The organism is Microbulbifer maximicatervae (SeqCode), assembly GCF_052467325.1.
Genome location: NZ_CP174310.1, coordinates 1160299 through 1174528, shown reverse-complemented (window position 1 = coordinate 1174528; position 14230 = coordinate 1160299). Strand labels below are relative to the sequence as shown.

Annotated in this window: 9 protein-coding genes and 1 pseudogene; 3 read left to right on the top strand and 7 right to left on the bottom strand. The window is 47.3% G+C overall.

Features of this window, described 5'->3' with window-relative positions; genetic code table 11:
* Nucleotides 1-3: 3 nt before the first annotated feature.
* The gene (locus ACJJIE_RS05530; protein WP_444893844.1) at nucleotides 4-222 is read left to right on the top strand and encodes a hypothetical protein; all 219 of its coding nucleotides are present in this window, start codon (nucleotides 4-6) and stop codon (nucleotides 220-222) included.
* A 291-nt stretch (nucleotides 223-513) separates the two neighbouring features.
* Here ACJJIE_RS05530 and ACJJIE_RS05525 read toward each other — a convergent pair whose 3' ends face one another.
* Together ACJJIE_RS05525 and ACJJIE_RS05520 are read right to left on the bottom strand one after the other, a co-directional pair.
* Complete coding sequence (locus ACJJIE_RS05525) at nucleotides 514-711, bottom strand: transposase family protein (RefSeq protein WP_353057036.1); 198 nt, start codon at nucleotides 709-711, stop codon at nucleotides 514-516.
* A 38-nt stretch (nucleotides 712-749) separates the two neighbouring features.
* Nucleotides 750-1310 carry a putative adhesin gene (locus ACJJIE_RS05520; RefSeq protein ID WP_444893843.1) on the bottom strand — a complete coding sequence of 187 codons (561 nt, stop codon included), beginning with the start codon at nucleotides 1308-1310 and terminating at the stop codon, nucleotides 750-752.
* A gap of 1048 nt (nucleotides 1311-2358) precedes the next feature.
* Here ACJJIE_RS05520 and ACJJIE_RS05515 point away from each other — a divergent pair.
* Nucleotides 2359-3484: pseudogene (locus tag ACJJIE_RS05515) on the top strand (IS256 family transposase).
* Nucleotides 3485-3552: 68 nt separating this feature from the next.
* On the opposite strand, the gene ACJJIE_RS05510 reads toward ACJJIE_RS05515, so the two are convergent.
* From ACJJIE_RS05510 to ACJJIE_RS05500, 3 genes are all read right to left on the bottom strand, one after another.
* Nucleotides 3553-3921 (bottom strand): hypothetical protein, encoded by a 369-nt coding sequence (locus ACJJIE_RS05510; RefSeq protein ID WP_282932754.1) that lies wholly within the window; start codon nucleotides 3919-3921, stop codon nucleotides 3553-3555.
* A 411-nt stretch (nucleotides 3922-4332) separates the two neighbouring features.
* Nucleotides 4333-7515, bottom strand: coding sequence for an efflux RND transporter permease subunit (locus tag ACJJIE_RS05505; RefSeq protein WP_444893842.1), 3183 nt, complete (start codon nucleotides 7513-7515; stop codon nucleotides 4333-4335).
* Between the two features lie 11 nt (nucleotides 7516-7526).
* Entirely contained in the window at nucleotides 7527-8711 is a 1185-nt protein-coding gene (locus ACJJIE_RS05500; RefSeq protein WP_444893841.1) for an efflux RND transporter periplasmic adaptor subunit, read from the bottom strand.
* Nucleotides 8712-8983: 272 nt separating this feature from the next.
* Between ACJJIE_RS05500 and ACJJIE_RS05495 the strand changes: the two genes are divergently transcribed.
* Nucleotides 8984-9646, top strand: a complete 663-nt coding sequence (locus ACJJIE_RS05495; protein WP_282932751.1) for a TetR family transcriptional regulator — start codon at nucleotides 8984-8986, stop codon at nucleotides 9644-9646.
* A 179-nt stretch (nucleotides 9647-9825) separates the two neighbouring features.
* Here ACJJIE_RS05495 and ACJJIE_RS05490 read toward each other — a convergent pair whose 3' ends face one another.
* Together ACJJIE_RS05490 and ACJJIE_RS05485 are read right to left on the bottom strand one after the other, a co-directional pair.
* A complete protein-coding gene (locus ACJJIE_RS05490) occupies nucleotides 9826-10926 on the bottom strand; it encodes a SagB/ThcOx family dehydrogenase (protein WP_444893840.1) in 1101 nt (366 codons plus the stop codon).
* 421 nt (nucleotides 10927-11347) lie between these two features.
* Nucleotides 11348-14104, bottom strand: a complete 2757-nt coding sequence (locus tag ACJJIE_RS05485; RefSeq protein WP_444893839.1) for a TonB-dependent receptor — start codon at nucleotides 14102-14104, stop codon at nucleotides 11348-11350.
* Nucleotides 14105-14230 lie beyond the last annotated feature (126 nt).

Below are 14230 nucleotides of genomic sequence, written 5' to 3'. Positions count from 1 at the left end.
ACAGTGGGCCGTGCAATCACGCAGGCGCTAAAGTACTATCAGGCCGTGTGTAAAACCATAACTTACAACAACGGAGGTGAATTCGCGGGGCGTCAGTCGACCGTGCGGAAACTAGGCTGCAATATATATTTTGCCAAACCGTATCACTCATGGGAGCGTGATTTAAGCGAAATTACCAATGGACTGATGAGGCGTTTTTTTTCCGAAAGGGATAGAGATTAGCAATTTACCGAACAGGCAAATTGACGATGCAGTGTATCGTATTAATGCCCGACCTAGAATGATGTTAAATTATTGGAGCCCGCTGGAATTTCTAGTGGGTAAGCGTCTGTCACTTATGTTGGCAATCTAGCTAGCGCTCTGGGTGCTCATTGAGAATTCCTGATCGTTAAAAAACAGGAGAGTAGAGAAAAGTTGATGGGTGTTTTAGGTGGGCTTGCTTAATCGCTTACGAAACATCCCGGTTAAAAGTGTTTTTTGAGGACGTTCCGTTATTTAGCGGTGTGAATCTTTTTAGATAACCCTTCTTCGACTCTGCGAAGTCAACAAATCTCTACAGATTTTCGCACCACAAATGACACCGCAAAACATGATAAGTAAAATATCGGGTCGGGCGTGCTGCCTACGTCGACCAAGCCTAGGATCTTCCATGTCACCAAAGTAGTGTAAAAGGCTTGGGACTGCCCTCGGTAAAGCGCCATTAATACTCATACCCCATAGAATTAGGGTATGAGCGGAAATTCTATAAGTTAGTACGGGTAAGGCTTCTGCTGGTCAAAATCATTCCCTCGGCTAGGTGACCGACAAGCAGTGAAATGTATCCTAGTGTATTTTAACTTGTTTTCAGTGATAACCTTGAAAACATCAGCCAATTTAATGTTGGCACCCTCTTTCACTAAAATCAGATCGTGGGCATGAAGTCCACCTTCCCAAGCGGTTTTGATATTATCCAGATGTGGACCGCCTTTTTCGTTATACGAAAGATTGTAGTTGCGAACCTCTGCACCGCAGCCAGCAATAGAAATCGCTTTTCCAGACCCCATTCTCAGAAATTTTTTAGCTTCGCTAAATGTGACTAACTCATTCTCGTTATCCTCGTCGGCAGGCTTACCCGTTTTAGTCAAACTTTTAACTGCATGATCAGTAGAAGCAGAGCCATGAAAGGAGTAAAAGTACATTGCTGCTTTTCCTGGCAGCGCCACAACTTTGGAGCCTTTATCAAATGAACCATGCGCATAAAGAATGGCCTCTCCCCCAGTCGAGTTATCTTTTTTATGTATTATTACGTTTCCGAATTCACGAGTTTTCATAAAAATCTCTATCAATTAAAAGGTTAGTTAAAATTCCCTATCCGGGTCTAGCTGTATTCAATACTTACAGATTAATAAATTCAGATCAACGGTAAAATCCGTAAGGGCATCACCCCGCCCGCTATTAATAGCCGCAAACCTGCTTTCCGAACAACAACATAATCATCCACACCTGACATAACAAACACATTAGGATAAACATCTCACAATATGGGTTAGAGCATTAAATTTATCAATTAAGGAATTTTCCATGCACATTTCAAAACCGAAAAAAAAGGAGCGATACTAAAGTCATACTGTAGATTCCTCTCTACAAAATATACCTATTAAAACTCAAAAAATAAGTATGGATATTATGGTTGTTCATTGAAATAGTGGCCATACCGCCATCAAGAATTGCTAAAGTCTCCACCAACATACGAAACTTCACCACTTGGAATTGATTTCTTTCCTGTATTCACAGAATGTAAAAAATTAAATGTGAACAGGCTTACGCTCAAACTAACTAAGAACTATAAGTTGCCTCATAAATTGATTGAGCCTTGCCTTCCCCAGCTACAATGTAGAAAAGTAGGTCTGAAACCTATTGATAACTGAGTATGTTTTGAAGCTATCTTATGGATTTTGCTATCAGGTTACGAAAGAAAGACCATCCTTCACCTTACCCTCCACTGAGCACTTGCTGGAAAGACCTCAGTTTTAGCGCATGCTTGGTTTCGAGGTATGGAGGATGTTTCTCAGGTAGTTTGATCAGCGGTCTCTACTTAACTAGTAGTGGTGTAACGAACAAACTATTTAAATATAATTTGTGACCCAACTGCTGCTTTTGGTATACAGACAATGTCCACCCCCGTAACAATAGCCCTCACTGAAGAGGAACGTAAAGAGTTTCAACGTCTCTGTCGCAGTGGTAAGACTCCAGCGGGAATCAAAGAGCGCCTGTCAATTGTATTGATTGGCGATGAAGATTTATCGAACAGAGAAATTACTGAACGCTTGCCCTTTAGTGCCCATAAAATTGCTAGATGGCGAAACAGGTTCGCAGAATCTGGCTTTAAAGGTAATGAGAAAGATCTACCACGGGGATCAAACCATGGCGGCCATGCAGGCGGAATTGGAGGAGCACCTCGCCAGCGGGGACAAGCCCAACCGCAAGAATGGTACCACCTCAAAAACCATGAAAAGTCCCGCCGGTAGCTTCGAACTGCAGACGCCACTGGACCGTGCTAGTTCTTTTGAGTCTCAAATCGTGAAGCATCAAGCCCAGCTTACCGACGAACTGGAGCGCAAAATCACTGCCCTGTTTGCCTTGGGTAACAGCTACCAGAACATTCGTACACATATTGCCGATATCTGTGGAATGGAGCTTTCCAACGGTGCCAACAACACAGTTACAAACAAGCTGTGCCTGGGCTTAAAGCCTGGTGTGAGCGTGATCTGGAGGCTATTTACCCTATCGTCTAGCTCGACGCTTTTCATTATATGATCAAGGAAAATGGTCGTTATGCTAGCAAGGCCATTTACACGATTCTTGGTCTCAATATCGAATGCAAGAATGAATTGTTGGAACTCTATTTATCCGACCAAGAAGGCGCCCGCCATTGGCTGAACGTCCTAACTGACCTCCATAACCGTGGGGTCAAAGATATCCTGATGGCATCCAGGGCTTTCCCGAGGCCATAGAGATCATCTGCCCAAATACCGAGATCCAGCACTGCATCATTCACCAGACCCGAAACTCGCTGAAGTATATAGCTTCAAAAAATCAGAAGACCTTTATAGCTGATATTAAGTGCATCTACAAAGCGGCAACGCTCTATACCGCCGAGAGCGCTTTAGATAAGCTGGAAGCTCGGTGGGAAGAAAAATATCCAATGGTGATAAAGTCGTGGGGCAGTAAATGGACAATTCTCTCTACCCACTTTAAGTACCCGGAATCTATCCGCACACCGATCTATACGACAAATGCAGTGGAAGCCGTCCACAGGCAATTCCACAAGCTGACCAAAAACAAGGGAGACTTCGCCAATGAGAATAGCTTACTGAAGCTTCTGTACGCCGGCATACTAAAAGCCTCCGAGCGCCGGACGCACCCAATTCAAAACTGGAATCTGACGCTGTCACAGCTAACGATCCACTTCCCCGATCGTTTGGAGAAATACATCAGCCTCTGAGGCTATGGCTGACACAGAGTTTTGAATACTCACCATTTGTCGCTGAAATGTGGTAGCAAATCTATTATTTAGCTGTTCACCGCATCATCCATATACTTCACAGCCTCTCCTATAGAAATAGTGAACACACCCGCTTTACCGTTATCATATTCTCTCTTCCACGAATCATAGCCCTCCTCAAAATCAGGTATCTCAGACTCCCCCATCAGCTCATTTAAACTCGCCCCTAGTGCCTCAATTGAAAACGGCATATGAGTAATTTCCTCAATGACCTCTCCACTATTAGGGTTATAAATTTTAATGCCTGAAATCTGAGCATGTACCACCATTGAATCGTCCTTAGACTCTTCAATTTTTAATATGATAACCCGCGAATTCTCCTCGCCCTCTCGATTATCATATTTCCACACTTGACCTTCTTTAACTTTTAAATCCATCCCGACTCTTCACTTTAAATTATCTGCTAAAAACATTTATGCAATATCGGTGGCCCCATAGAAGTAATAATCTATGAACGCCCATATCAGGCTTCTATACTGCACTCTATCTAGCTTGGAAGTGAGGCTCAATCATGTATGGATAGCTACTCACCTTGCCTGGGATTAGCATTTTGACTCCAAACACTATTCGGCTTCTTGATTTAAATCATTGCTAATGCTTCATTACTTCAGCGAATAATTTAAAACGATGACATGTTGGCGGAGCTGGAACTAAAGAGGTTCACTTTGTATCTTGAGACTCGCAGTAGCATCCTATTCAGGGATCTTGTGGCTTATGGGGGGCCAGAAAGTAAAAAGCCAGGCCCATTAACCTGGCCTGGCTTTATTTACTTTATAGTTAAAGCTCTGTTAAAGCGCTTCAGCCGCTTCTGCTCTCTCTTTTTTTTCTGAAGAGCCGTCTTGTTTAGCCTGCTCCACTTCCTGCTTATGCACTCTCTTGCCAAACAACCGCTGCACCACAACAAAGAACAGTGGGATAAAGAAGATTCCCAGTAGAGTTCCAACAATCATGCCGCCGAACACACCGGTACCGATTGCCCTTTGGGCACCTGAGCCAGCTCCGGTTGCTATGGCTAAGGGCAACACCCCCAAACCAAAAGCGAGAGATGTCATTAAAATCGGGCGTAACCTGTCCCGTACAGCTCGCATCGTGGCATCCACCAACTCCATACCGTCTTCCAGGTTCTGTTTGGCAAACTCCACAATCAGGATGGCATTTTTACTGGTTAGCCCCACTGTAGTCAGCATCGCGACTTGGAAGTAAATGTCGCGCTCCATGCCCCTTAGGCTATTGGCCAGTACCGCACCCAGGATTCCCAAAGGAGCCATCAATAGTACTGCTGTCGGCACTGTCCAGCTTTCATAGAGAGCAGCCAAACACAAGAACACAATCAAAAGGGACAAGGTATACAGCAATGGGGTTTGTGCTCCAGCAGAGCGCTCTTGATATGAGAGACCACTCCACTCCAAACCAATACCTGCGGGTAGCTGCGCCACTAGGCGCTCAACCTCTTCCATTGCTTCACCAGAGCTGACTCCGGGTGCAGCCTGCCCATTAACCTGCATTGAGGGAACGCCGTTATAGCGCTCCAAGCGGGGGGAACCGTACTCCCAGCCAAAACTGGCAAAGGATGATAGCGGTACCATATCGCCCTTATCGTTACGCACTGACCACAATTGGAAGTCTTCCGGGACCATCCTAAAGGGAGCATCAGCCTGCATATACACCCGTTTCACCCGCCCGCGATCGATAAAATCATCAATGTATGAGCCGCCCCATGCTGTACTCAAGGCGCTGTTTATATCGTCGATAGACAAGCCAAGCGCAGCTGCTTTTGCATTATCAATTTTTACACGGAATTGCGGGGTATCCTCTTGGCCATTGGGGCGAACATTAGCCAAAAATTCACTCTGCCCGGCCATTCCCAGAAACTGGTTCCTGGCTGCAGTTAATGCCTCATGGCCCAAACTGCCATTATCCTGAAGATAGAAGTTGAAACCACCAGAAGAACCCAGCTCGGGGAGTGGCGGAGGTGCAAAAGCGAAAGCCATCGCATCTTTAATTTGCATCAAGGCACCCATCGCGCGCATGGCGACAGACCCAGCGCTCTGAGACTCTTCTTCACGCTGGGACCAATCTTCCAAATTTACAAAAGCAATACCGGTATTTTGCCCGCTACCGGCAAAGCTGAACCCCTGTACCGAGAATACTGATTTCACGATACCCTGCTCATTGTTCAGGAACTGGTCCTCTACTTTTCGGATAGAGTTCATAGTGCGCTCCTGGGTTGCCCCCACCGGCGCCTGCACCATGGAGAACAGCACACCCTGATCCTCATCCGGCAGGAACGAACTGGGCAACCGTAGGAATAGGAAGGCCATGACTGCGGAAAGCGCAACAAACAACAGCATGAAACGACCGCTGCGCTTCAAAATACCTCGCACTCCACCTTGATAGCGCTGGCTACCTCGATCAAAGTTGCGATTGAACCAGCCAAAAAAGCCCTTCTCCCCATGCCCCTTCCCTTTGGATATTGGCTTCAGCAAGGTCGCACAAAGCGCTGGTGTCAGGATAATCGCCACCAACACTGACAACGCCATAGCGGCAACAATCGTGGCGGAGAACTGACGGTAGATCACGCCGGTGGCGCCATCCATAAATGCCATAGGCACAAACACTGCCGACAAAACTACGCCAATGCCAATTAGTGCCGCAGTAATCTGGTGCATCGACTTCTTAGTCGCTTCTTTAGGGGAGAGTCCTTCCTCCCGCATCACCCGCTCGACATTCTCCACCACCACAATGGCGTCATCCACAAGCAGACCAATGGCCAGCACCATGGCAAACATTGTGAGCATATTGACCGAGAATCCCAGCGAAGCGAGCACGGCAAAAGTGCCCATCAGTACCACGGGTACTGCAATCGTCGGAATCAACGTGGCGCGGAAGTTCTGGAGAAACAGATACATCACCAGGAATACCAGGACGATCGCTTCAATCAGGGTGGTGATGACACCCTTAATAGAGGCCTCAACGAACGGTGTCGTGTCAAACGGTACTACTGAGGTCAGGCCACGGGGAAAGTAAGCCTCCAGCTCCTTCAACTTGGCTTTCACCCCCTCAGCAGTTTCCAGGGCATTGGCCCCAGTCGCCAAGTTAATTGCAATGCCGGTTGCGGGCTGGCGATTGTAACGGGAAATAAACTCATAATTCTCCGCACCTAGTTCGACCCGAGCTATATCGCCGAGGTGCAAGAGCGAGCCGTCGTCATTGGCTCTGACGATAATATCCCGGAACTCCTCAGGGGTTTGCAAACGTTCCTGGGAAGTAATTGCCGCATTTAGTTGTTGTCCTGGAATAGAGGGAGCAGCACCGAGGCTTCCGACCGTAACTTGTGCATTTTGGGCCCGCACTGCGTCGGTAACATCATCAGGAGTAAGTTCATAGGTGGTGAGCTTATTGGGATCGAGCCAAATCCGCATCGCGTACTTGGAACCAAATACCTGCACATTGCCCACACCTGGCACCCGGCTGATCGGGTCAACAATGGCCGAATTGATATAGTCAGCAATATCATTGCGGTTCATGCTGCCGTCTTCAGACACAAAGCCGGCAACCATTAGGAAGCCACCTCGAGACTTACTAACATTTACTCCTTGTACCTGGACCTCCTGTGGCAGCAGCGGCATCGCCAGTTGCACTTTGTTTTGCACCTGGACCTGGGCCGTATCCGGGTCAGTTCCATTCTCGAAAGTTAAAGAGATTGAAACGCCACCGTTGGATTGACTGGTGGCGGACATATAAAGGAGACCATCGAGGCCCTTCATGTTGCGTTCAAGGATTTGAGTAACCGAATCCTCAACCACCTTGGCGGAAGCGCCCGGATAATTTGCCTCAATATTGATCGACGGTGGCGCAATATTTGGATAGCGCTCAACTGCCAGCTCGCCGATAGACAACACACCTGCCAGTATCGTGATAATTGCCAGCACCCAGGCAAAGATGGGCCGATTGATAAAAAAACTTGCCATAACCCCTACCCTTAAGACCCCTGCTGTGCAGGCGCTTCGCCAGCCTGTTGATCGCCTTCAGCCGCCGGCAGCTGCTCATTTTCGCGCTCGCTGGCCTGTACCGGGGCTCCTGGGCGAATTTTCTGCAGTCCGGCAACTACGACCCTGTCCCCGGCCTCGAGCCCATCTTCCACTAGCCAGCGATTGCCAATCGTACGACTAACCCGCACAGATCGCTGGGCAACCACATTTTCCTCATTAACAACCATGGCTGAGGTGTTGCCCTTTGGGTCCCGCGCGATTCCCTGCTGAGGTACCAGAATTGCGTCTTCACGTACACCACTACCGACAATTGCGCGCACATACATACCCGGCAACAGCACGGTATCCGGGTTTGGGACAACTACTCGCAACAACACGCTGCCAGTTGAGGGATCGACACTGGCCTCGGCAAACTCCAGCTTGCCCTGGTGCTCAAATTCGCTGCCATCTTCTAATAGGATTGTCACAGGTAGATGAGTGGCGTCGGCCAGTGTGCCCGCTTGAAGTGCTCGGCGGAGGCTAACAAGCTCAGCTGCCGACTGGGTAACCTCAACATAGATAGGATCTAGCTGCTGCACTGTAGCCAAAGTTCCGGCCTGATTGGCCGTTACCAGAGCGCCTTGAGTAACTGTTGACTTGCCAATTCGGCCAGTAATCGGAGAGGTAACCCGCGCATATTCCAACTGGATTTCCGCCCTGTGCAGCTCCGCCTGAGCTGCGGCTACATCGGCTCGGGCCTCCTGAAGATCGGCTTCTGCAGCATCATTTTCCTGCGTGCTAACGGCACCATTACCTACCAGGTTCGCGGTACGCTCGGCTTTGAGGCGAGCGATGTTCATAGCCGCCTTTGCACCTTGAAAATTTGCTTTGGCACTATCAACGTCAGCACGGTAGAGAGCGTCATCTAGCTGGTAAAGCGGCTGATTTGCACTGACTTGGCCACCTTCACGGAACAATTGGCGTTTTATGATGCCATTAACCTGCGGGCGAACCTCGGCCACTTTAAACGGTGAAGTCCTCCCCGGAAGCTCCCTGGTAAGGGTGACTGATTCAGGCTGAAGTGTGACTACGGTCACTTGGGGGACCATTCCCGGTGGAGCCGAAGCTTCCTCGTTACATCCCGCCAACAATGCGGAAGCGACCAAAAGACTGGTGAGGGCTCGGGCTTTTAACATGACTACCTCTAAACCTGACTGCACAGACAAAAAGTTGGCAGCTAGCGGAATTTTTAAGTGACAGGGAAATCCAATTAAAGTAGCGTGGCATTTTATGGGTTCGTACGAAACATGTTCAACTGTTCATAATCGTGCAATTTTCATCTAACATGCACTTTCACCCAGTATATTCAAGGATTTGCACAGAAAGTCCCTTTGTCCGTTTGCGGTTAATTGCTGTAAAAATGAGTCAGAGTGAAACTAATAATTGATTAAAGAAGCTGCAGTTCCCCATGACCAAACGCAGAGATGAGCAAATTTTAACCACCCGTGAGCGTATATTAAACGCCGCGCTCAATGTGTTTCATGAGTATGGAGTGTGTCGCCCTTCCCTTTCTGAAGTTGCAAAGCTGGCTGGAGTTAGTTGCGGTGCTGTTGCCGACCACTTTCACAGCAAAACCGGTTTGCTACTCGCTCTGACAGAACGCATGGTACTACCCGGCGAACAACTTTGTAATAACGCCGGCGAGCAACTCAACGCCAATCCCCTCGGTACACTGCGAACCCGCTGGGTGTGGCTGTTTCAGGAAATTGCTTGTAACCCAGAGTGGCAGCAGGTACTTGAGATTATCTTCCATCCCTGTGAAGAAAAGGTTACCGAGAACAATGAAGCCCACTTGCGTATGAAGCAAGGGCGCACCCGCGGGCTTGAGCGAATGGCACAACTGATTGCCCTCGCAGTATCCGAGCGCCAACTGCCCGAAGATCTTGATACAGACCTCGCGATGCAGATGTTACACGGTGGCCTGTTCGGTGTGATTGAAACTTGGCTCTTATCCTCAAGAATTGAAGATATCGGCGAACTCGGTGAACGCTATATCGACTCTCTAATCGATATGATCCGCTTCTCCCCCACCATGCGCTTAAGTTCACGGTTGGTCAACACCCTGCACTAACGCACCTTATCCTTATCTATTTCGGTGGGGCATACTGCTTTGCAGTTTTCACCTCACCATAAGTACCTTTTCTCTTTTATGCTCATTGGAAATCCCAAACTGGTTATTTTGGCCCTGAAATCATCGATTACCGCAATGTCAAAGTTCTTTTTTCAGGCAAAACATTTAACTATTACTCATTAATCCAATTTTGTTGAATCAGAAGGCAAGTACTCTACCGGGAAACAGGCATGCTCTCCTTCCCCAATAGCCATAAAAAAGACCAAGGCGCTATCCTTATCCAGCTTCAATAGGCTCTCAAACTCTTCATCATAAAAAGCGCCGGCTATAAACACGTCTTGTTTTAGGGAATGAGCGTAGAGAAATATATTCTCAGATAAATGACCCGCTTCAAGGTAAGCCATCCGATAGATACGAGAATGACGATACTTAGACCAGAAACGATTAAATTTGCATACAAAGCAAATATTAACTGCGGCACCCTCGGCATAGGGTTGACCTACCAACAAACGGCGTATCTTATCATGGCTAACAGCATCGCCGACTTTGGTTAATCCATGATCAATCGGATTATAGAGGTAAATACCGGGATCAATCCCCTGTACCGAGTGCACTATCAGGTAAATATCTGTAGCTTGTAAGGCGCCGCCAGCAGGACTGCTGCGAAAATATCCAAAATAATTTATTTTGTCTGAGTGGGCCTTATAAAACTTTTCAACAAACGGAGAAGTACGAAATTTTACACAATGAAAGAGTATTTTTTCCAAAAGCTCACGTTTTAAAGTGGTACCCGGTACAAATTTTCGTGAAGAAAACCGGGTCCCAAACACAGACTCCAACTGATTGGTGGTAGGAAAGCTATTCAGTGGAATATCCACTTCTGGATAATTGTACTTGCCTTTAGCCTTTTCCGGCACTTGTTTACAGTAGGCAACATACTGCCCTACCCAAGATACCCTGGGATCTTCACTGTCCCCTTCTTTGTCCTCAGTTGAGGGCGGTAACGAAAGCTTGGTGCCATAATGGTAAAACCAAGATAGTACATCCCAACCCCATTGTTTCCGGGCTAGATCACCACTGATGAGGGCCCCATTACTTTGAAGAAAATCTGCTGCCTTTGTTTCTCCTGTCTGCACATCGGAGTAAAATTTATCCAGAATATTTATGAGGGTTTCTTTATCCAAAGCCCACTGATCGTGATGAACAACATCCCACAAGATGACTTCATTTTCACTGAAATAGAGAAAGAAACTATCTAATAAAGCGGAACCTTTCTTCATCGCTTAACCATCATATTTAGTAATATTGGTAAGAAAACTAGAAAGGCAGAATCTCTGAAATCTAAATTAATTTTTACTACCCTCCAGTGAGACGTCCCTATATTTAAGAGCCATCTCACTTTTCAAAATAACTACCTTCTATTAACAGGTAGTGTAGACTGCGACAGCAACTCCCAGAGCATAGGGTGCTGTGTCTTCTATATATACCCTTTTCATGATAAATCCCTCCATTCAAACTACTTTAAATTACTCCTCCACTTGAGTACTAGTATAAGATGCACACATTTCCTAGATCGAATTGATATATGAGAGCTAATAAAATACTCAATTGCGCCTAAACGGAGTACACTGATATGAAATTAAAAATTTTCAGAAAGGTGCGGACACGTCCCTGTGTCCGCGTGACTGGGTAGCAATGAGGTTAGAAGCTGTAAGTCAGCCCCATATAAGCTCGTCGGCCTGAATATGAGGAGCCCCAAACCCTGTTTTCCTCACCCCAATATCTATCCACTTTCTCTTCGGTAAGGTTGATTATTGAGGCGGTCAACGTCAGGTTATCCATCAAGCGATAAGATGCATTAACATCCAACTGATCGTATTCATCAGTGAAAGTGTTCATGCCATTGTGGAATCCGTCTGCATAGTCACTGCGATAATTGTAAGAAGCGCGAATGCTAAAGTCGGTATTTTCATAGTAGAGGGACAGGTTGTACTGGTCCTTCGAAGTGCCGGCAATTTCTGTTTTGGTTTTGATACCTTCAGAGTCAATCTCAGCTAGCTCCGTATCTGTGAAGGTATAGTTTGCATAGACTCCAAAGCCATTATCAAAGGCATACTGAACAAACAGCTCTACACCTTGCGCGGTAGCATCAGTGCCATTTACCGGCATAGACATAGACACTGTCCGGGTAACACCATCGATATCCCTTGTCACCATGGAACTACCGTTGATTACAAACGAAGCAATATCCTTTCTGAACAAGGTCAGTCCTGCAGCAGAGGCATCATCAAAATACCACTCCAGACCCAAATCAAACTGATCAGCTTTATAAGGCTCCAATTCAGAATTGCCCGCATACCCCTGACTGACTGTTGAGCCGGGCAAAGGAGCGTGGATCACTTCTGAACCACCGAGGTTATCGTATTCCACTCTCGCTACGACTCTGGCGAGAGCTGTGCGCATAACCAGTTCATCGGAGATATCCCAAGCGATATTAGCACTTGGTAAAATATCAGTATTGCTGCTGTCACGAATATTGGGTTCGTCCTGTAAGACCCCATCAATATTGTCGTAGGTGCTCGCATACTGCTTGGTCTGGACTGCTCGAATACCAAAGTTTCCGCGCAGGACTGCCGAGGCAAAATTCTGCTGTACATAAGCAGCCGTAATTTCCTCACCAACACGGTAAACCTGATTTTTCTCGACGATTACCTTAGGGTCACCATAGGTTGCGTATAGAAACTCTTTTAACTTATCAAACTCCAGATAAGCGAAATTTGGCACATTCACACCGCCGATAATATTATCGAGAGGGCCGTTTGAAAGGATATCGATTGTGTCGGGCACACCATCGGGGTCAGTGTGGAATGAATCGCTTGGCCACCAGGGGTAACAAGCTCCATCAACATCACCCCAGTTAATCGTTGGACAGGGAGGATTATCATCATCCCAGGATTGTTTGGTGATGCGGCGGTTTATCTCGTGGTCCCGGTACTTAACCCCAACATCCAGGGAGGTAAGCCAGGCATAATCCATATCGATGGAAACGTCCAGCTGGTAGTAACTCTCATCGTCCTCGCTGCTGGTCCAATGGGATGAGAACCAGTCATATAAAGGATAAGTGTTGGGATCTCCCAGATCTGCACTGGTATCAATTTCAGCAGTACCACTGCTGAGATCCCAGCTCCAATCGGTTGCAGTGCCATAACGGGAATTGACTGATGCAAACAATTTCTCAGAGGGGCCGCCCTCTGCACTGGTATTACCGACTACCAGACGAGCACTATACCCATCTCCCTCGTAACTGATATTGAAATCCAGCGTATCCGAAACATATTCCGCTCGAGTGTAGTCACCAGCTACCTGTGGAGACTGTAACTCTGCCTGGCCGCGATCGAGCATACCAATGCCGAGAAGAGTATCACCATCTTCATCAAACTTGAGACTGCCCGGCGCTATTGCATCCCCGTAGTTCCACTCAGGAAATACGATACGATAATTCTCTGAGTTGCCGCCCAGCTCAAAGCGGAAATAATTGACACCAAATTCCAGCTGTTCTACCGGACGCCATTGGGCACTTAGCTGCATGCCATCCCGGGTCCGCTCCTCTTCCAATACACTACCGACAACGGCTCGCGGCGCATAGAAATCCCGGTATTCATTACCGTCGATATCCACCATCGGCCCCCTGGCCTCTACGCCAGCCTGGGGGGACTCATCTCCCTGCCAACCCCAGTTTTCTACCGAGGTGCTAATTACCCGGTTCTGACGATCCTGCTTTGAGTATCCAAACAATACACCAAAGGTTTCCTGATCATTTTTCCATGAGTAAAAACCGGTGTACTGAGGTTCGTACTCCTCTGTAACATCAGCATAAGTACTCTCAATGGATAACATGCCCTCCCCGGAATCCAGGTCCAGTGGCTTGCGGGTGTGTAAAATTACAGTACCACCTACCCCACCTTCATCCAGTTTTGCTTCTGGACTTTTATACACATCCGCTCGGGAGATCATCGCTGAAGGTAGCAATGCGTAGGAAAATGATCGGGATGGATCATCGCCGGGAGTGGCTATATAGTTTCCATTTAGCTGGGTAAAAGTGAGCTCAGGTGCAGTTCCTCGGATACTTACCTCGGCACCCTCGCCGCCGCTTCGAACGATGGATACTCCCGGAACCCTCTGCAAAGAGTCTGCAACATTCTTATCGGGAAATTTACCCATATCTTCAGCGGTGATTGAGTCTACCACCGCATTGGAAAAACGCTTTACATCGAGATTTTTCTCCATGCTCCGGCGAATACCCAATACCTCTACTTCCTCTAGCACCAGACTCTCTGTACCAGATTCACTGGTGCTCTGGGCATTTGCCATACCAACAACACTGCACAACACTAGAACACTTACAGACGTCCTCAATAGATCTAGCTGGCGATTTGTATTTAAGGGTATCTCTCTCATTGCTCAAATTTCTCTTTTATTATTTTTTTCTAGCTTTCCGTTCACCCTAAAAGCCCGACATATCATTCGCCGGGCCACCGGAATATGCCCTACTCTTATCGATCCAATTCTGTCTCGATATTTTTA